This window comes from Chryseobacterium sp. TB1-D10, from assembly GCF_059803555.1.
Genome location: NZ_JAPFHB010000005.1, coordinates 252,235 through 271,982, shown reverse-complemented (window position 1 = coordinate 271,982; position 19,748 = coordinate 252,235). Strand labels below are relative to the sequence as shown.

General features: G+C 31.3%; 17 protein-coding genes. All 17 read right to left on the bottom strand.

Annotated elements, in window-relative coordinates:
* Positions 1-19: 19 nt before the first annotated feature.
* Positions 20-988, bottom strand: coding sequence for an NAD-dependent epimerase/dehydratase family protein (locus OPU68_RS09110; protein WP_498473670.1), 969 nt, complete (start codon positions 986-988; stop codon positions 20-22).
* A 253-nt stretch (positions 989-1,241) separates the two neighbouring features.
* Positions 1,242-2,012 carry a glycosyltransferase family 2 protein gene (locus OPU68_RS09105; RefSeq protein ID WP_498473669.1) on the bottom strand — a complete coding sequence of 257 codons (771 nt, stop codon included), beginning with the start codon at positions 2,010-2,012 and terminating at the stop codon, positions 1,242-1,244.
* Between the two features lie 68 nt (positions 2,013-2,080).
* Positions 2,081-3,157, bottom strand: a complete 1,077-nt coding sequence (gene gmd, locus OPU68_RS09100) for a GDP-mannose 4,6-dehydratase (protein WP_498473668.1) — start codon at positions 3,155-3,157, stop codon at positions 2,081-2,083.
* Between the two features lie 12 nt (positions 3,158-3,169).
* Positions 3,170-4,108, bottom strand: a complete 939-nt coding sequence (locus tag OPU68_RS09095; protein WP_498473667.1) for a GDP-L-fucose synthase family protein — start codon at positions 4,106-4,108, stop codon at positions 3,170-3,172.
* Positions 4,109-4,189: 81 nt separating this feature from the next.
* The gene (locus OPU68_RS09090) at positions 4,190-5,290 is read right to left on the bottom strand and encodes a glycosyltransferase family 4 protein (RefSeq protein WP_498473666.1); all 1,101 of its coding nucleotides are present in this window, start codon (positions 5,288-5,290) and stop codon (positions 4,190-4,192) included.
* Positions 5,256-6,161: a glycosyltransferase family 2 protein gene (locus OPU68_RS09085; RefSeq protein WP_498473665.1), complete on the bottom strand. Its 906-nt coding sequence runs from the start codon at positions 6,159-6,161 to the stop codon at positions 5,256-5,258. The genes OPU68_RS09090 and OPU68_RS09085 overlap by 35 nt, the downstream gene beginning before the upstream one ends.
* Before the next feature lie 6 nt (positions 6,162-6,167).
* Positions 6,168-7,154 carry an EpsG family protein gene (locus OPU68_RS09080; RefSeq protein ID WP_498473690.1) on the bottom strand — a complete coding sequence of 329 codons (987 nt, stop codon included), beginning with the start codon at positions 7,152-7,154 and terminating at the stop codon, positions 6,168-6,170.
* Positions 7,155-7,266: 112 nt separating this feature from the next.
* Positions 7,267-7,917: a CatB-related O-acetyltransferase gene (locus tag OPU68_RS09075; protein ID WP_498473664.1), complete on the bottom strand. Its 651-nt coding sequence runs from the start codon at positions 7,915-7,917 to the stop codon at positions 7,267-7,269.
* Positions 7,914-9,341: a lipopolysaccharide biosynthesis protein gene (locus OPU68_RS09070; protein WP_498473663.1), complete on the bottom strand. Its 1,428-nt coding sequence runs from the start codon at positions 9,339-9,341 to the stop codon at positions 7,914-7,916. Before OPU68_RS09070 ends, OPU68_RS09075 begins: the two co-directional genes overlap by 4 nt.
* Before the next feature lie 9 nt (positions 9,342-9,350).
* Positions 9,351-11,717, bottom strand: a complete 2,367-nt coding sequence (locus tag OPU68_RS09065; RefSeq protein ID WP_498473662.1) for a GumC family protein — start codon at positions 11,715-11,717, stop codon at positions 9,351-9,353.
* 9 nt (positions 11,718-11,726) lie between these two features.
* The gene (locus OPU68_RS09060; RefSeq protein ID WP_498473661.1) at positions 11,727-14,063 is read right to left on the bottom strand and encodes a GumC family protein; all 2,337 of its coding nucleotides are present in this window, start codon (positions 14,061-14,063) and stop codon (positions 11,727-11,729) included.
* A 19-nt stretch (positions 14,064-14,082) separates the two neighbouring features.
* Positions 14,083-14,784, bottom strand: coding sequence for a polysaccharide biosynthesis/export family protein (locus tag OPU68_RS09055; protein ID WP_498473660.1), 702 nt, complete (start codon positions 14,782-14,784; stop codon positions 14,083-14,085).
* 125 nt (positions 14,785-14,909) lie between these two features.
* On the bottom strand, positions 14,910-16,841 hold the full coding sequence (locus OPU68_RS09050) for a polysaccharide biosynthesis protein (RefSeq protein WP_498473659.1): 1,932 nt from the start codon (positions 16,839-16,841) through the stop codon (positions 14,910-14,912).
* A 17-nt stretch (positions 16,842-16,858) separates the two neighbouring features.
* Entirely contained in the window at positions 16,859-17,992 is a 1,134-nt protein-coding gene (locus OPU68_RS09045) for an aminotransferase class I/II-fold pyridoxal phosphate-dependent enzyme (protein WP_498473658.1), read from the bottom strand.
* Between the two features lie 164 nt (positions 17,993-18,156).
* Entirely contained in the window at positions 18,157-18,816 is a 660-nt protein-coding gene (locus OPU68_RS09040) for an acetyltransferase (protein WP_498473657.1), read from the bottom strand.
* Complete coding sequence (locus OPU68_RS09035) at positions 18,758-19,363, bottom strand: sugar transferase (protein WP_498473656.1); 606 nt, start codon at positions 19,361-19,363, stop codon at positions 18,758-18,760. Before OPU68_RS09035 ends, OPU68_RS09040 begins: the two co-directional genes overlap by 59 nt.
* A gap of 46 nt (positions 19,364-19,409) precedes the next feature.
* Positions 19,410-19,739 carry a hypothetical protein gene (locus tag OPU68_RS09030; protein ID WP_498473655.1) on the bottom strand — a complete coding sequence of 110 codons (330 nt, stop codon included), beginning with the start codon at positions 19,737-19,739 and terminating at the stop codon, positions 19,410-19,412.
* Between the last annotated feature and the right edge of the window lie 9 nt (positions 19,740-19,748).

Below are 19,748 nucleotides of genomic sequence, written 5' to 3'. Positions count from 1 at the left end.
AAATGATTCAAAGTATTTTTTATTTAAGATATTTTTTATCATTATCTATAAACCAATCATTTATAGCTTCTTCAAAAGAATACTTAAATTTATAGCCTGATTTTGCTAATTTCTTACCACAAATATTTGTCGAAAGAGTCAATTTTTTCACTCTGTCAGGATGTATTCCAAATTTTTTACCACCAAAAAAAACTATTATGCTTGCAGCAGGTTTAAGTATCCAACCTGGAACTGTAAAAATATTACGATTTAGATTGGTGGCTTTAATTATTGTATTTACTATTTGTTCTATACTTAATGACGGTGTATATACACAATTATATAATTCAAAATTGTATATCTCCAAATTGATACGATAAAGTATAAAATTCACCAGCTCTTTTACATAAATGCTGGATTTAATAGTATCTTTTCTACCAGGATAAACGAATTTTCGCCCTTTTATACCCCAATATAATCGTGTAAAATTACCATTCTCCCCTTTACCAAATACAACTCCTGGTCTTAGGATGGTAAGTTGTTTATTGTGTTGATTTTTATTTTGCCAAACTATATGAATTTTTTCAGCTACCAATTTTGATACTCCGTATGGTGTATTTGGCATTGGTAAAGTACTCTCCACTTTTAGGTTTTCACAGGATCCGTAAGTAGCAATAGAAGACGTGAATAAGATTCTTTTTATTTTGAATTCTTCTGCAAACGTTGTAATATTTTCTGCTCCTAAAATATTTGTTTCAAAGTATTCGTGATAATGATGACTTGGTGTAATATGAATTGCCGAAAGATTAAAAATAAAATCATGTGTTGTTACAGGAAAATCTATTACAATAGGTTTACGTACATCACAAAAAATGAAATTAGATTTTCCATTATGATTATTCTCAATAATATCTAAATTGTATATTATTGCTTCAGTATTTTCCTCCTTTAATAAGTTAACTAAATGACTGCCTATGAAACCTGAACCCCCAAAAATAATATAATTCATATTTAAACTTTATTAAATATTCCTGTGAAAACAAACCTGATTTTATGAAGAAAAAGTATTAAGATTACTTTTATTAATTTTTATCAGTAATATTTACTTATACAATTCTAAACTATCCCGCGTCAACTTATTATAAAACTTGTTATAAAATCAATATTTCACCTTTGATCAGCACTGATGAGTGCTGCAAGTCGATAATCCTATGCTAAGATTGAATATATAGGCGATAAAATATACCTTAAAATGATTTCTTTTAAGAAGTTTGTTTATATCTAATAATTTTTGGCCAAAAATACTGTGGGATTTTTCGTAATATTTTAAAAAATAGCGTGATCTCACCCCACAAATTATATTCTTTTATTATTTTCAAGTCCTCTTTCGATTTGGATGCTTGCTGAGATATATCTGTGCTTTTTCCGCCGAGTCTCATTTTCACAACCCATTCATCTAAAAAAACTTTTTTTAAACTGTTATTTTTAAACCATCTTAAAGATATCTCATAATCAGATGCGATTTTAAAGTCTTCTCTGTACAAGCCAAAATTATCGAAGACTTCCTTTCTTACAAATATTGTTGTATGTAATGGGATCCATCCAAAATAAAGATAGTTTCTTTTATAATTACTGGTTTTATAGATTCTTTTCACTTTACCAATATCTTTCTCATCAACGTACATTCCGTTTGCATAAACTATATCAGCATTGGTATTTTTAAATACATTAACAATTTTGGTAATTGTATTTTCATTATAAAATAAATCATCTGAATGTAACAAACCTATAATATCTCCCGAACTCATTTTCACACCTTTATTAAGAGCATTATAGATACCCGTATCTTTTTCTGATATTACGACATCTATGGTATTGCCATATTGATTAATGATATCAATAGATTTGTCTTTTGAAGCTCCATCAATAATCAAGTATTCAATATGATTATAATTTTGTGAACCTACGCTTTCTATTGCTGTGCGTATAGTCTGTTCTCTATTATAACAGGCTGTAATTATTGATACTTTCATTATTAAACAATATAGTTTTTAACATATCCAAATACCATTAATTCATATTAATAGTATGCAAATATAATTTATTTGTAGAGCGCTAAGTCATGTTGAACCATTTCCTCCACCAGACTTGCAAGGTCATATTTAGGTTCCCAACCAAGTTTTGTTTTAGATTTTGTAGGATCACCAATCAAAATATCGACTTCCGTTGGGCGATAATATTGTGGATCTATCTTTACCACCACTTTTCCTATTTCTATTTGATAATCCGGGTGATTGCATTTCGCTACTTTTGCTACTTCATTTTCATTTTCTCCTTCGAAGTTTAATTCTATGCCTGCTTGTTCAAATGCCATTCTTACAAAATCTCTGATGTAAGTTGTTTTTCCCGTAGAGATAACGAAATCTTCCGCAACGTCCTGCTGCAGGATTCTCCACATTGCTTCTACATAATCTTTGGCATGCCCCCAATCTCTCTGAGCATTGAGGTTTCCAAGATATAGCATTTCTTGTTTTCCTCTCGCAATGGCGGCTGTTGCCATTGTAATTTTTCTGGTTACAAAAGTCTCACCTCTTCTTGGAGATTCGTGGTTGAACAAGATTCCGTTGCAGGCAAACATATTATAAGCTTCACGGTAGTTTTTGGTAATCCAGAACGCATATATTTTTGCAACACCATAAGGTGAACGAGGATAAAATGGAGAACTTTCGTCATAAAACCCCGCTGCATTTTTATTCTCTTCCAAACCACCATACAATTCTGATGTTGAAGCTTGATATATTCTGGTTTTATTTTCCAATCCCAGAATTCGTACAGCCTCCAAAATTCTCAGTGTTCCAATACCATCTACATTAGCAACATATTCTGGTGAATCGAAGCTTACTTTAACGTGAGACATTGCTCCAAGATTGTATATCTCATCTGGCTGAACTTCCTGAATGATTCTTATGATATTCGTAGAATCTGTGAGATCGCCATAATGTAGTTTGAAGTTTACATGATTCTCGTGCTGGTCGACATATAGGTGATCTATTCTTTGAGTATTAAATGATGATGCTCTTCTTTTGATGCCGTGAACATGGTAACCCTTTTCTAAAAGCAATTCTGCAAGATAAGAACCATCCTGTCCAGTTACTCCCGTTATTAATGCCGTTTTCATGTATGTTATTATTTATAGTTTAACTTCTTTAAAATTGTTTTGATTTTCTAAAAACCATTGATATGTTCTGGTTATTCCTTGTTCCAAATCGATCTTTGAATGCCAGCCTTCGCTATTTAATTTTGAACTATCCATTAATTTTCTCGGGGTGCCATCAGGTTTTGATGAATCCCAATTGATATTACCCTGATGACCTGTAATCCGTTGAATAACTAATGCTAAATCTTTGATTGTAATTTCTTTTCCCGATCCAACATTATAAAGATAGTCAGACAAATTATTTTTTAAAGCAAAAACTACTGACTCTGCCATATCGTCTACAAATAAAAACTCTCTGAGCGGAGTACCACTACCCCAAAGTGTTACATCACTATGATTATTAATTTTAGCATCATGAAACTTTCTTATCATTGCTGGCAAAACGTGAGATGTATTATAATCAAAATTGTCATGAGTGCCATACAAATTCGTAGGCATCAGACTTACATAATCTTTGCCAAATTGGTTTCTTATAGCCTGGCAAGCTTTTACACCCGCAATTTTTGCAATCGCATAACTTTCGTTAGTTGCTTCTAAGGTACTGGTAAGTAGGTACTCTTCTTTGATAGGTTGTGGCGATAATTTTGGATAAATACAAGAACTTCCTAAAAAGATAAATTTATTAACCCCGTTTTCAACGGCAGAAACTATTAAATTATTTTGAATTTGAAGATTTTCCATTAAAAATTGATACGGGAAATTATTATTAGCTAATATTCCCCCGACTCTTGCAGCTGCATCAATTATGACATCAGGTTTTTCTTCTTTAATAAATTCGTTTACTTGCGACTGATTTCTTAAATCCAATTCCTTACTGGTACGGCCTATGAGTGTATAACCTTTGGATTCTAAATTTCTCCAGATTGCACTTCCTACCATGCCCTTATGTCCAGCTATATATATTTTTTTCATTATAATCTTTATAAACTAACTTTTCTAAAAACAATACTTATAATTTCTGCAAATATAATTTTATTGATCTATACAATAAAATTAAAAATGAAATTCATCAAAAAGCTCTAAATAAAATTTTTTGACTTCTTTATAATTTCTTTCCCAACTAAAGTTTTGTGCCCTTTCTTTACCTTTTATAATAAGATCATTTCTAAGTGAAGAATCCTCAAGCGAAATGATTGCTTGATAATAGTTCTCAACACAAACATTATCAACAAGAATAGCACTATTAGATGCCACCTCTGGCAATGATGAATTATTTGTCGCAACAACAGGACAACCAGATTTCATAGCTTCTAATAATGGTATACCAAAACCCTCATAAGATGACGTGTATAACAAACAGAATGCTTTGTTATAAAGTATATTTAGTTTATCATTATCTATGTTTTCTAAAATAATATTCCTATTAGGAATTTCTTTATTTAAAAATATGGTTTCTTCAGCATTTAGCTTACTTCCAACAATAACAAGTTTATAATCATCCGGAAGATTTTTAATCGTAAGAACCGCTTTATCAAAGTTTTTATAGTTAGCTCTAGATCCTATAAATATAATATATTTTGAATCCGCATTGTAATCTGGTACTATTTTACTTATATTATGAACACTTGATTCATCAACAAAAAAATCATCACTAACACCATTAGCTATGACTACAATTTTTTTTGAAGCCGACCAGGGAAAAAATTTCAGAAGATCTTTTTTTGTATTTTCTGACACACATATGATTCCATGAGAGTTTTTTATTGCTCTTTTTTTCAGAAAATAATTTAAATGTTTCTTTATCCCTCTAAAGTAATATTGATGGGTAAAGTCGTGAACAGTCGTAATGTTTATTGCGTTAGCAGACTTACAAAAGCGATAATAACTAGAATGAAAGATGAATTTTTTGTCTGAATTAACATTTGCGCTGTTTAATCGATTGAAGATCTTATTTTTTTCTACTACGATTTTTTCAGTATCGAGATTCTCAGGATAAAAAATATTTTCTGTTTTGGTATTTTGATTTATATATTGAGTATCAAAATCTTCGTTGGTTCTAACTATTAATTCTTTCCAAAGTACCGAAATCCCACCCGATTTTTGTATCCAGAATATTATATTATCCAGTACTAATTTTATTTTCTTTTCTTTCATTTAGTTTATTCTTCAAATCCAAAAATCTATTGAGATTTGTTCTGTTTTTAGAAATCAGTGTTTTATTATTTATTAACTTACAAATTATTAATATAATTTGATAAGAAATTATTTTCTTTAAAATAAATTTTTCGTAGCTAAAATTGTGCTTTTCAAGGTATTTTTTGGAAGAATCTATCAGGTTCTGAAAACTAAAGTCGCTCGTGTGATTTCTTCCATCAATTAGATGTCTGTAAGCGTAATTTTTTTCAAAAATGATTTGATAATTCTTGCTAAGAAAACGTTTACAAATATCGGATTCTTCACAATATAAAAAAAATGTTTCATCAAACAATCCTATACTATTAAATTTTTCTTTATCAATAAACAATAACGCTCCAGAAAGATATGAAAATTTGGGTAAAAACAAGTTAATCTTGTTAAGAACAACCACTAAAGGCTCCGTAAAAGCAAAAAAATCATATTCTTCTCTGAACTTGAAAGAAATATTTTTACCACCATATTGTTTACCACCAATTAATGCTAACTTTTTATTATTATTAAATAGTTCAGCAACACTAGAAAACATTTTTGATGTAAATAAAACATCAGGATTTACGATACAAACAAATTGACCTTTACTTGCTCTTATACCTACATTATTCCCTTGTCCGTAACCACCGTTTATATTTTTGATTAAAATGATTTCGTCGCCAAATTTATTGTAGACAAGACTTTTTAATTCATCAAAAACTTCAGTACTGCTATTATCTACTACAATAATCTCTATTTGTTCCCGAGGTATATCCAATGTATTATAAATTGATTCGATACAATTTATGATATCATGGTTGGAATTATAAGTTAAAATAATAATTGAAAAAATCGCCATAACATTTTAAAAAAATATTTCTCTTAAAATTTTATCAGATTTCAACATATCCACTAACTCTATTAGATAGTGATTTTCCTTTAGTACAAAATCCGGAAATATATAGAAACAACAGGCAACCGTAATATGTATTATACCAAACAATGCTAATTTCACAGACCTTCTATTGGTAGAAAGATCCTTTATCAAATATAAATAGTATATGTTCCAAAAAATAACAAATGGTAGAACATATCTGTGCCCTAATATTTGAACAAAAAATGATGCAAAAACAAAAACTAAAGGAAAAAATGAAATCTTGTGTAGAAATTGAAAGTTCTTGTCCTCATAGTAATGGGGATTATTTTTCAGCAATTTGTTGCTCTCGATAATCAAGAATGTGTAATATATGAGATATGGCAAGGCATTGAAGAGTCCTCCCATAAACGAACTGTTAAATTCCTTACCAAAATAGGCTCCAAAGTGGTCTAAAGCATCACCTAATTTTAATTTTAGCACTGTGTAGATAACTATGGTGGTTGCTAAGGCACCAAAGAAAACAAATTTAATATAATGTTTCGTTGGTATCCTATAAATGGGAATAAAAATTAATAACACCATGAGTGCGCTATGGCATAAGTAGCTTAACACAAACAGCGGAATTGCCACTAGCCAATTGTTCTTCCGGATCAAGTAATGAAAGCCTAACAATATTAACGGAAGACCCATAAAATATCTAATCTGATTGACTGCATGAACATAGTTGAGCACATAATATGTTACTATAACATAAAAATAGTTAAAGCTAAATTTTTTAATAAGTACATAGTTTAGCACACTTATAACTATAATATGGAACTGAAACAGAGCCTCATAACTATAACCGTGGTCTGCGAAATAAATAGATAACCAATAGAAGGCATAATCGGTTTCATCAAATTCAATTTTATAAAACCAATAATACATCTGCCAGTCAGCTGTGTATGTAATTCCGAGAGAAAATAACAAAACCAACCCAAAGGCTATTACATCAAAAAATAATGTAAATAGCTTCGAATTAAGATTTTGTATTAATTGACCGAAAATAAATTGCAGTATAAATATGATTAGAATATATTCCAATTTTTTAATCTTTTTCTGTAATAGTTAATTTTTCAATAATAGTCATCAAAGATTCTGTTTCATATAAGTGATCAATATTTTCCCTAATAAAGTTTTTATCTATTAACTTAAAGTTAATATTTTCTAACTTTTCAATCACAGATTCATCAAACCTTTTCTTAATTAATTTTGCAGGATTGCCTCCTATTATAGAATAGGGCGGAAAAGATTTTGTAACGACAGATCCTGCCGCAATCACACATCCTTGTCCGATAATAATTCCCGATAATAATATACAGTTGGTTCCAATCCAGACATCATCTTTTATGATAATTGGTCCTTTTGTAACTGCTTCATCTTCATTTTTAAAATAAAACTTAAAAGGATATGTTGTCACATTATCTAATTTGTGATTACCTCCTAATAAAAATTTGACACCGTCAGCTACTGAGCAAAATCTTCCAATTTCAAGTTTTTCATCCTTATGATTCCAATAGTGTATTTCCAATGGGCCGTATGAATAATCGCCTACCCTTACTTTATCAATTTTAAAATATGTTTTGACAGGATATGTATAATTATGTGGGTTTTTACTTCTCCATTGAGATTTAAAAATGGAATATTTTATCGGGTCAAGAAAAATTTTGATTACAGATTTTATTATATTCCAAATCATAGCCTTATTTTTTTAATTACTGTAGCATAAATATTTGAAATCTGCTTTTTGTAAAGTATATAAAAAACGATAGAATAAGTAAAACAAACAAATAAGAAAACAATAAAAAATTTTAAAAATCCATCCTCAATAAAATCTAAAAAATATTTACTAATGAAGTAAATAATACTTGCAAGTAAAAAATAGATTAATATGGATAGTGTTTTTAGAAAATTCTTACCGAGTGATTTGGCTACAAAATAAGATGTGATGATGTACTGTATCATAAATTGGATCAATATTCCGAAACAAATTCCTATAAGTCCATATCTGTAACAGATTATCAAAATTGATACACCTACAACCTTTGTCAGAATCTCAACAAATAAAAATTTAGATGTTTTTCCAATCACTTGGAAAACGTTCATATTCATAACAATTAATGGATAAAATAATGTAGAAACCAACAATATATTAAATGGAATCGTCATGCTGATCCAACTATCAGAAAGTACAAATCTTATCAAAAAACTAGAAAATAGTATAACAATTGTAATAACTGGCAGCAATATAACAAAAATTAATTTGTTGTAACGATTGTTGTGATCATAGAGCTGATCATAGTCTGCCTGATATTTGACTAAATAAGGAAAGAAGACTCTTTGTATAATTCCGGTAAATACCGTAACAGGGAAAATGGTAAATTGGTAGCTTTTCGTATAAATTCCTAATGCCTTAGTGGAATAGAATTTCCCTAATAGGACTGAATTAATATTGATATAAATTGCATTAATTATTGCAGCATACAGAAGATTAGATCCGTAACGGAAGAGTTCCAAAAATGATTTTTTTGAAAATCTGGATCGTGGAAACCACTTCAAATTTATGAGAAGAAAAATGAGGTTAAAAAATGCCAATCCAATATTCTGATAAATTAAAGCCCATATTCCAAATCCTTGGTATGCAAAAACAAGCCCTATAATTCCTGATAAAACAACTGCTAAAAATGAAAACTTAGCTTGAGATTTAAAATCAATTACAATGGTAAGCCTTGTGCGGTAAATGACTGATAGGCTATTTATAAGAATACCAATCCCAATAACTTGAATATATAATGTAATATTATGATTATAAAATCTACTTAAATACGGTGCGCTAAGGAACAAAATAATATAAATTAAAATTCCCATTACCGCAGAAGTATAAAATGCAGTAGAAAAATCTTCCTCTGATCTGTCTTTTTTAAAAATCAAAGCACTTCCAAAACCATTATCTATAAAAACCTGAGTAAAGGAAATGACAACCAGTAGCATTCCCATAACCCCATACTCCTGCGGTGACAAGATTCTTGCCATAAGAATTTCAAATATGATTTGAATACCTACAACAGCAAATTTATCAATAGCACTCCAGACAAGACCTTTATATAACTGGGAATTAATCACCTAAAAATTTTAAAATTTCCACCATTTCTTTTTCTCTGCCTGATAACCATAACCATACTTATTACCATATCCAAAATTAGTCTTGTGTACATCATTCAGTACAAATCCAACATTTTTGATTTTTTTGGCATCAATATTTTTATTTGCAAAATCTATAAAATCCTTTTCTGTCACTTCAGATCTGGTAACATAAATTGTTGCATCCGCCACATCGGAGATCAAGAATGAATCCGTCACAAGCATTAGTGGTGCAGTATCTAATATTATATATTCATATTTATGTTTCAGACTATCAATAAGCATCTGATACCTTCCATTTTGTAGTAAATCCGCAGGATTTGGAGGAATACTTCCCGAGTATATGAAATCACAATTAGGATTAAATCCACTTGGATTAATAATAGTATTATAATCAAGAACATCCTCGTAAAGATACTCGGTCAAGCCTTTACTTCCTTTCATCGCCGGATTATATCTCTGAAGTTGCGGATTTCTAATATCAGATCCTATAACCAAAACTTTATTTTTTGGAGAGGCCAGAGCGAGAGATAAATTAACAGAAATAAATGTTTTTCCTTCACCTTTAACTGTTGAAGTTACAAATATTATTTTTCCGTTATCTTTCTTGGGCAACATGAATTTTAAATTAGTAACCAAAATCCTAAATGATTCTGCTAATGGTGTTACATCATTTGTTAGAATTACGCCACTTTCTCTGGCTGAAATTCTAGGAATTTCTGCCAGTATAGAATTACTTGACAATTTCTCCAAGTCATGTTTACTAACTAATTTATTATTAAGGAGCTCTTTTAGATAAATGTATGCAAAAGGAATAATTAACCCCAAAAAGACTGCACCTAATAGAGTAATCATCTTTTTCGGCGAGACAGGTTTTCTGGAGGCATATGCATAATCAACGACTCTCGCTTTGTTTCCTGTAATTGCCATTGTAATAGCAGCTTCCTCGCGTTTTTGAAGTAATAATAAATATAAGCTTTCTTTTATCTGCTGTTGTCTTTCTATACTTCTAAATAGTTTTTCCTGAGTGGGAACTTTTCCGATTTTATATTCCGTGGACTGCTGTTCTCCTAAAATGATATTTCTACTTATCTCAAAAGAGGATTTACTTTTGAGCAAGCTTTCTTTAAGTGCATTTTTAATAGAATTTATTTTTTTTCCATTTTCTATCACAAGAGGATTTTCTAATGTTGCATTCTCTAGTAATCTGCTTCTTTCCATAATCGCAGCATTGTAAAGGCCAATATTAGAGCTTGCTGCTGATGAACTAGGGTTAGAACTGTCCATTCCTATATTAGTAGGCAACACCTGGTAATTATTGCTAGGAGAATTTATATATCCCAAAAGCATATTGGCAAGCTCAATCTGAGTTTCAAACTCTAGAGCCTTTTTTTGAGCCTCAGCTGATATTTGCAAATTAATTCTTGCTTCTGTAGGAATATCAACTACATCATTTGATAATTTAAACTGCTCCTTTTGTGTTTCTACAGTGCCTAATTCTTTGGAGATTATAGAGATTCTATCATCAATAAAATCCTTGGTTTTTTTAGATTCTATATTTTTATCACTTATAGCATATTCGTTATAAACCGTTATCAGATCATTCAGAAAATCTTTCGCTTTTTCTTTATTTGCGTATTCTATTCCTAAACCAATTATCGTAGCATCCTTATCTAACAAATCTACATCTAGTGATTTTTGGAAATCATAAACAGTATTTTCGCTATCAGAATAAGTAAAATAAAGATCATCAAGATCCATTTTTTTTACTTTTTTCCTATTGAATTTGGGGTTTTTTGTAATAATAAAGTTCGCATAAGGAAGGCTTATAGTCTTGTTAAAAGTTGTTATAATAGGTTGTTTAAACTCATCTGACTTTAATGTAATTTTATCGCCTTCTATTTTAATATCAATTGGTTCTTTAGGAAGTTCTTCGTCTTGTTTTTCATTAACTACTAGGATATTAAAAGGATTAGTATCTTTATACAGTTCAACATCATAAAATTTCTCTCTTGAATACAAAACAGTTTGAAAGTTTCTTTTGCCTACTACATCACGGATTATTTTTTTTGATTTAAAGATTTCCAGTTCATTTTCTATACTGTTAGTACCCATTCCTGCAAATCCGCCTAAGCTTTGTAAAACGCCAAAATCTCCTGACGCGCTAGACATTTTTTTTGCATCTTTGATAAGAACGGAGGACTGCATTTTATAAACTGGTGTGGAGAATTTCACATAAGCATAAGCAAGTATAACTGATACAAAAAATGCGATTATAAACCAATGCCATCTCTTCGTATATGGCTTTATTAACTCGACCAAATTATTAGATTCATTTCTATTTCTAATATTCTCCATTATCATTAATTATTTATTATTATAACCATAACCATACTTATTCCCATATCCGGAATTCTCTTTTTTTACATCATTTATAACAAATGCAACATTATTTAACTTACCCGATTCTACGATATCATTTGCAAATTCTATCAGTGTATTTTCCGTAAAATTGGACCGTGTTACATAAAGTTCTAAATTGGAATATTTTGCAATTGTTAACGTATCAGTAACCAATAATAACGGAGCAGTATCAATAATTATATATTGATACTCTTTTCTCAGTATTTCCAACAATACTCCTAGTCTACCGTTTTTTAGTAATTCTGTAGGATTAGGAGGAATCATTCCGGAATATATAATATCACATTTATCATTGATTGGATTCTTAAAAATGATGTTATCCACCAATGTGGAATCGTCATATAAAAATTCAGTTAACCCTTTTGGAATACTTTTATTATTTTGATTATAACGTTGCAATTGTGGATTTCTAATATCAGCACCTATAATAATGACACTGTTATCGTTACATAGCGTCAGCGCCAAATTCATTGATATAAAAGTTTTTCCTTCACCCTTTATAGATGATGTTACAAAAATCACTTTGGACTCCTGAGAAGTATTATTAAGCATGAATCCCATATTTGTAGTCAATATCCTGAAGGATTCCGCTAAGGAAGAAAAATCATTAAATTTCACCAAATGATCTTCATTCTTTTTTATTGAAGGTATTTCTGTAATAATGGGAATATTAGAAAGTTTCTTCAAATCATTTTTAGTGATTATTTTATTATTTATCAATTCCTTTATATAAATAAAGCCTAATGGCACTAATAAACCTAGGGTTATCGCAAATAGAAGTGTTAAATTCTTTTTAGGAGAAACAGGCTTATCAGATATTACAACAGGCTCAACAATACGTGCTTTTGGCGCAACAATAGCTAAAGAAATAGCAGTTTCTTCTCTCTTTTTAAGTAAAAGTAAATACAGATTTTCTTTTATCTGTTGCTGTCTTTCAAGAGATCTGAATAATTTTTCCTGTAAAGGAATTTTAACAATTCTGTTGTTTATTGTATTTTGTTCCGATTGGTATTCATTTAATGCAAACTGTAGCGCTGCTTTATTTTTCAACAGAGATTCTGAAACAGATTCTTTCATAGAATTAATCTGTTTAGTAATATCTATCACTAGTGGATTTTGAGGAGTTGCATTTTCAAGTAGTGTATTTCTATCTAATACCATTTTATTATAACTAATAATATTTGCATTAGACTCATTACTTTCCAACCCAATATTTACGGGTAGCAATTCGTAACTGTCTTGTTTTTTAAGATATGATACAAGGTCATTATTAAGTTCTAGCTGGGAATCCAATTCCAATTGTTTCTTTTTAGCATCTGCAGAACTTTCGAGGTTTATTTTAGCCTCTGTCATAAGATCTGTAATCCTATTATCCGTTTTAAATTTCTCCTTTTCAGATTCCACATCTCCTAATTCTCTGGAGATCATCAATATTCTGTCATCAATAAATTCTATTGTTTTTTGGGATTCAGAATTTTTATCTAAAATTGCATCTTTATTATAAGCTGAAATTAACCCATTAATAATGGTTTTAGCTTTTTCTACTTCCGGATAATCTATGGATAAGGAAATTACTGTTGCGTCTTTATCTGCCAATTCTACTTGCACCATTTTATGTATGCTTGTAGCAGCTGATTCTAAAGTAGAAAATTTAATTTCTAATTCACTGCTTATTTTTTCGGCTTTTACTTTATCAAATTTTTCATTATTTAGAATGATAATATTTGCAAAAGGTAAACTTATCAATTTCCCAAATTCAAATGATTTTTCAAAATTATATTCTTCTGAACGCAGAAATAATCTATTCTTCTCAATTGTTAAAAAAAAAGATTTTTTTGGGAATTTCTTATTTTTCTTTTCGTTAACTACATGAATTTTTATTGGAGCCGTATCTCCAAAAAGTTCTTTTTTCGGAAAGTCAACTTTACTATATATAGTTGTTTGAAGCTCATTGCTTGATACAATATCCCGAACTAATTTTTTTGTTTTAAAAATCTCTAATTCATTCTCGATACTATTCGTGCTCATTCCTCCAAAACCGGACAAACCCTCCAGTATTCCCATATCCCCAACTCCTGAACTAGCACCTAATGATTTTTTTGCATCTTTAATAAGAACTGCACTTTTAATGTTGTAAACAGACTGTTTATAATGGATATATATAAATGCAAAAACACTAAAAATCAGAACACTAATAAAGAACCAGTACCATCTTGTCAAATAGGGCTTAACAATGGCAGCCAAGTCAGAATCTGATGAATTATTAAAAGATTTTTCCATTAGAAATAAAAATAATGGATTATCTAAATAGGAGCGCCAAAACCCCTATCAGAACCGAAGCAACAGAAATCCAAATCCCTGTTTGAGGTCCGTAAGAAGATGCACTTTTTCTGGCATTATTAGGTGATACGTATATCACATCATTTTGCTTTACATAATAGTAAGGAGAATTAATAAATCCGGCATCAGTTAAATCGAGATACTCTTTGGATGTAACTCCATCTACATTTCTCACAACTAAGACATTTTTACGCTGTCCGTAAATAGTAAGATCACCTGCCAAACCTAAAACATTAAGTATGGTTGTTGGTTGTCCGTCGGGAATAGAAAATGTTCCGCTCCTATTTACCTCACCCAGTACTGTGACTTTGTAATTAGTCGTTTTAATATTAACACCAGGGTTTTTGATATATTTGGAAAGCTTTTCTTTCAGTTCGTCTTTAAATTGATCTACTGTTTTATCTGTGGTATTCAAAGTACCTAATATAGGAAAATCAATATTACCTTTTGAATCTACGATATAGCTTGGTTCAGTAGATGAACTACGACTTGGCATCCCAGAAAGCTGTGACATATCCGTAGAATAATAATCTCTATTAAAAGGTTTCGCGACTTCATTATCCTTCGCCAAAATAGTAATAACCAATTGATCTGATGGTTGTATAGTAGAAATATAAGTTCTATTTGAGGTTTTAATAGCTACATCTTCTATATTTTTCATGTAATCGATATCCTCTTTTACTTTACATGAAAATATTACACAAAACAATGAGGCCATAAAAATTATGGATAAAGCTCTTCTCATAAATGATTTCTTAAATTGAAGGTTTGCAAATATAGGGATTCTTATTTATCTAACGATTCATATATAGAATTATTGCTTTTAAATTCTTTTACGATAGATTTTAGTATTCTTACAATTTCCTGCTTTTCTTCTTTTTTAGAAAAATCTATTACGAGCTCGGTCAATCCGTCGATCTCATCAAATTCCATAGAAGGATCTTTGGAGATCATAATTTTCTCATGAGAGGTGGGCAAAGTGCGTGCATTATCGCTCAGCAGCTCTTCGTATAGCTTCTCACCGGGTCTTAACCCTGTGTAAATAATTTTGATATCAATATCCGGTTCAAACCCGGACAACTTTATCATCCTTTTTGCAAGATCCAGAATTTTGACAGGTTCTCCCATATCGAAAACGTAGATCTCGCCACCCATACCCATTGTACCTGCATTTAAAACTAATTCGCAGGCTTCTGCTATGGTCATAAAATACCTTACGATATCCGGATGGGTAATGGTTACAGGACCTCCTTTTTCTATCTGTTTTCTAAAATGCGGGATCACAGATCCGTTTGATCCCAATACATTCCCAAAACGGGTGGTAATGAATTTAGTCGTATTACCTTCAAGATTTTGCAAAGACTGAACAAATAATTCTGCAACCCTTTTGGACGCACCCATTACATTTGTAGGATTCACAGCTTTATCAGTAGAAACCATTACAAATCTGTTGACACCATATTTACTGGATAGTAATGCCAAATTTTTTGTCCCCATTACATTTACAAGTACAGCTTCGTGAGGGTTTTCCTCTACAATTGGAACGTGCTTATACGCCGCTGCATGGTAAACCATCGAAAAATTATATTTACTGAATAATGGTTCCAGACGACTAAGGTTAGAAATATCGGCCAATACAAATTTGAAGTTGATATGAGGATAAGTTTCCTTCATTTCCAACTCCGTGTCGTAAAGCGGTGTTTCCGATTGATCCAGAATTACAATCTGCATAGGCTCCAGCAGCGCAACTTGTCTTACAATCTCACGACCGATAGAGCCCGCGCCTCCCGTTACCAAAACGGTTTTCTGAAAATGTCTTTTTTTAATTTCAAGATTATCCAGCTTGATTGGTCTTCTGTTCAGCAAATCCTCAATCTGAATGGTATTAATCTGATTGATGATCTCGTTGCTGCGCAGTTTTTGCATAGCTGGTGCTTTATAAATCTTCAGATTATGTTCTAGAAAAACATTTACCCAGAATTCTAATTCTTCTTTTTGTAAAGCTTCCTTAATTACTAAAACACCACTAACATCATCAATACCATTTTTAAGGTCATCGATGAAATTAGCTTTTGTAATAATCGGTTTGTCTAATAGTTTAATGCTTACCTTCTTGTTGTGATAAGATATGAAACCTCGGATATCAAAGGGTAAATTGGGATTTGAAAGAATTACCTGCGCAATAGCAACAGACGTGTCATCATCACCCAAAATGTAGATTTTTTTTCTGCTTCCGCTTCTTTTATTTTCTTTAATAATATTAAAAAAACCTTTAACACATAGCCTGAATACAAATAAAAACAAACAGGAAATCGCAAAGTACAATCCCATAAAGGGAATAAGAACCACTTTTTCGTTAGCACTTAGATAATAAGTATAATTAATAATGACTACTGCTAAGACGCTACACAAATTGGCCAAAAAAATCTTAAAAAGATCGACAAAAGTAGAATGCCTGATAACACCTAAATAAGTTCTGAATATATACATAAACAAAACATTCACTGCCATGATGAAAACAAACACATAGGTGAGAGGAAATACTTTGTAGTGCTTCACATCCAGACCAAGAATCAATAAATGTGATACTAAAAGCGATGTAAATACTATTAATACATCAATAACTAAGATAACCCATCTTGGCAGGAATTTAAGATCTGCAAGATCCAATACATTATCATTGAGCGAAAATCTCTTAAGATTTTTAACATTCTCCATTTTCTGATGGCTATTTTTTAAAATTGAAAATTAATTACAACATCATAAATTCTTTTTTTATCATCATTTGTAAGATTGGAACCAGATGGCAGACAAAGCCCCTGATTGAATAACTCTTCGGCTACGTTTTCTCCGTAATACGGACAATCTTTGAAAACTGGCTGAAGGTGCATTGGCTTCCACAATGGTCGCGTTTCTATATTTTCCTCTGCAAATGCAGACATCAAGTCGTGATTTGTTTTTGAGGTAATGTCTTTATTGATTGTTATACTCGTAAGCCAATGATTGGAATAGAAGTCAGAATTGGCCTCAGTAAAAACATCCACAGCTTCTATGTCAGAAAATAATTCTTTGTAAAAATCATGATTCGCTCTTCTTTGCATCACTCTTTCTCCTAAAACTTCCATCTGTCCTCTTCCAATTCCTGCACAGATATTACTTAGTCTGTAATTGTATCCTACTTCAGAATGCTGATAATGCGGTGCCTGATCCCTAGCCTGTGTGGAAAGGAAAATAGTTTTGGCTTTTTGTTCCTTTGTATTGGATACCAATGCTCCGCCTCCTGAGGTTGTAATAATTTTGTTTCCATTAAAAGAAAGCAATGCAAACTCTCCGAAGGTCCCACATTTTCTGCCTTTATAGCTCGAACCTAAAGATTCTGCGCTATCTTCTACCAATGGAATTTCGTATCTGTTGCAGACATCCAAAATCTCATCCATCAAGGCAGGCATGCCATAGAGATGAACTACAATTACGGCTTTTGGTTTTTTATGATTTTTGATTCTATCCTGAATTGCTTTTTCAAGATATTCCGGAGACATATTCCAGTTGGTTTTATCAGAGTCTACAAAAACTGGTGTAGCTCCAAGATACTTGATCGGATTTGCAGATGCAGAAAATGTAAAAGACTGGCAAATTACCTCATCACCGTAGCCGACTCCTAATTGGATCAAAGCTAGATGTAAAGCCGCAGTTCCAGAACTGAGTGCCGCAGCAAGTTTATTCTCTCCAAGAAAATTTTCTATGGCTATTTCAAATTCATCTACATTTTTGCCTAATGGCGCAACCCAATTGTGGTCAAAAGCTTCCTGAATGTATTTCATCTCATCTCCACCCATGTGAGGAGATGATAGCCAAATTTTAGAATTCATCTATTAATTTTTTTAGTTTTGCAAAGATATTATAATTCAATCAATATATTGTTTATTATTAAATTATTAGAAACAATAATTATTCTTTCTTGAAAATTTTACTTTTTAAGCATATAATAACTTACTTATAGATATTTGCAAAATAAAGTGACAAATTTTCAAATTCAATAAATATATTTCAATACTTTAGCAGGATTACCGATAACGACTGCATAGTCCGGAACATCATTTATTACTACTGCACCAGCTCCAATAATAGCCCATTTACCAATGGTGACATTTTGTTTTACACAGGCACCAATTCCAACCTGAGCTCCCTCTCCTACTTTTATATTCCCTGCTAAAGCAGTGCCTGGAGCAATATGAACATAATCCTCAATTTCGCAATCGTGATCTATATTTGCAGATGTATTTATGATACAAAAATTACCTATTTTTACAGATGAGTTGATCACAACGCCTGCCATGACAGCATTACCACGACCCAAATCAATATTCTTAGTAATGATTGCCGAGGGATGGATTAAATTCAAAGAAGTAGTCTCAAAGTTTTCTGAATTATTTTTTCTGCTTTGGTTGCTTCCAAGTGCAAAAAATATATTTGGGTTTTTTGGGAGATTTATTAAGTTGTGGGAAACCGGATAATTTAAAATATTTTTCACATTTTCATTTTGGTCAAAAACGCCGGCAATTTTATAGTCTAATAGTTCAGCTATCTCGATTATAACTTTAGCATGACCACCAGCTCCTAAAATGTACAATTCATTATTCATTCCCTTTAAAACTTTCTGTTGTTGCCTGTCCGTCACTGTTGATTCCTTCACTTTTTGCAACCTTTTTTATGGTTAATAAAAAAATTTTGAGATCCAAAGCGAAGCTAAGATGTTTTACGTAATACACATCATAAATAAATTTCTGCTGCCAGGTAAGTGCATTTCTTCCGTTGACCTGAGCCCATCCCGTAATACCCGGTTTTATAAGATGACGTTTTTTTTGTTCATCATTATACAAAGGGAGATAACTTACCAGAAGTGGTCTTGGGCCTATAAAACTCATGTCTCCTTTCAGTACATTGATCAATTGAGGAAGTTCATCCAAAGATGTCTTTCTCACAAACTTACCCATTTTGGTAAGTCTAAGTTCATCTGGGAGAAGATTCCCGAATTCATCTTTCTGATCCGTCATTGTTTTGAATTTGATAATCCGGAAAACCCGCTCATTTTTTCCCGGTCTTTCCTGAAAAAAGAAAACATTCTTTTTATTAAAAAGATACAAAAGGACAATTAATAACAAAAATATTGGAGAAAGAGCAATCATCAAAGCCAACGCTAAGAAGAAGTCAAATATTGGCTTTAGAACATTTCTATACATATCTTAAAAATAAATCCGAAATTAATTAATTTCGGATTCAAATATTTTAAATATTAACTTTTTTATTTTTTCTCTCACGATATATAATGAAAGCAAATCCGGTAATCAATAATAACGGAATATACCCATTAATAGGAACCGGTTCTCCAGGGTTACCTGGTCCTTCTTCCTGTTCTCCTGGTCCTGGAACACCAAATGAAGATTGATTTCCACCTGATGGGGTCTCTGTACCATTTGTTCCAGCTTGTGCTGAGCTATTGGCATCTGATTGATGCTGCAAAGTAGCTGAATTATTCTGCTCGAAGGCATTATCCTGAAACTGTGCAAAACACATAACACTTGCTGTTATATATAATAGGGTAAAGTATTTTTTCATCGTTCGTTT

Bases quoted from the DNA above. Each gene is read 5' to 3' on its own strand.
- OPU68_RS09110 (WP_498473670.1), bottom strand. From the start codon at position 988: ATGAATTATATTATTTTTGGGGGTTCAGGTTTCATAGGCAGTCATTTA.
- OPU68_RS09105 (WP_498473669.1), bottom strand. From the start codon at position 2,012: ATGAAAGTATCAATAATTACAGCCTGTTATAATAGAGAACAGACTATA.
- gmd (WP_498473668.1), bottom strand. From the start codon at position 3,157: ATGAAAACGGCATTAATAACGGGAGTAACTGGACAGGATGGTTCTTAT.
- OPU68_RS09095 (WP_498473667.1), bottom strand. From the start codon at position 4,108: ATGAAAAAAATATATATAGCTGGACATAAGGGCATGGTAGGAAGTGCA.
- OPU68_RS09090 (WP_498473666.1), bottom strand. From the start codon at position 5,290: ATGAAAGAAAAGAAAATAAAATTAGTACTGGATAATATAATATTCTGG.
- OPU68_RS09085 (WP_498473665.1), bottom strand. From the start codon at position 6,161: ATGGCGATTTTTTCAATTATTATTTTAACTTATAATTCCAACCATGAT.
- OPU68_RS09075 (WP_498473664.1), bottom strand. From the start codon at position 7,917: ATGATTTGGAATATAATAAAATCTGTAATCAAAATTTTTCTTGACCCG.
- OPU68_RS09065 (WP_498473662.1), bottom strand. From the start codon at position 11,717: ATGGAGAATATTAGAAATAGAAATGAATCTAATAATTTGGTCGAGTTA.
- OPU68_RS09060 (WP_498473661.1), bottom strand. From the start codon at position 14,063: ATGGAAAAATCTTTTAATAATTCATCAGATTCTGACTTGGCTGCCATT.
- OPU68_RS09055 (WP_498473660.1), bottom strand. From the start codon at position 14,784: ATGAAAAATATAGAAGATGTAGCTATTAAAACCTCAAATAGAACTTAT.
- OPU68_RS09050 (WP_498473659.1), bottom strand. From the start codon at position 16,841: ATGGAGAATGTTAAAAATCTTAAGAGATTTTCGCTCAATGATAATGTA.
- OPU68_RS09045 (WP_498473658.1), bottom strand. From the start codon at position 17,992: ATGAATTCTAAAATTTGGCTATCATCTCCTCACATGGGTGGAGATGAG.
- OPU68_RS09035 (WP_498473656.1), bottom strand. From the start codon at position 19,363: ATGTATAGAAATGTTCTAAAGCCAATATTTGACTTCTTCTTAGCGTTG.
- OPU68_RS09030 (WP_498473655.1), bottom strand. From the start codon at position 19,739: ATGAAAAAATACTTTACCCTATTATATATAACAGCAAGTGTTATGTGT.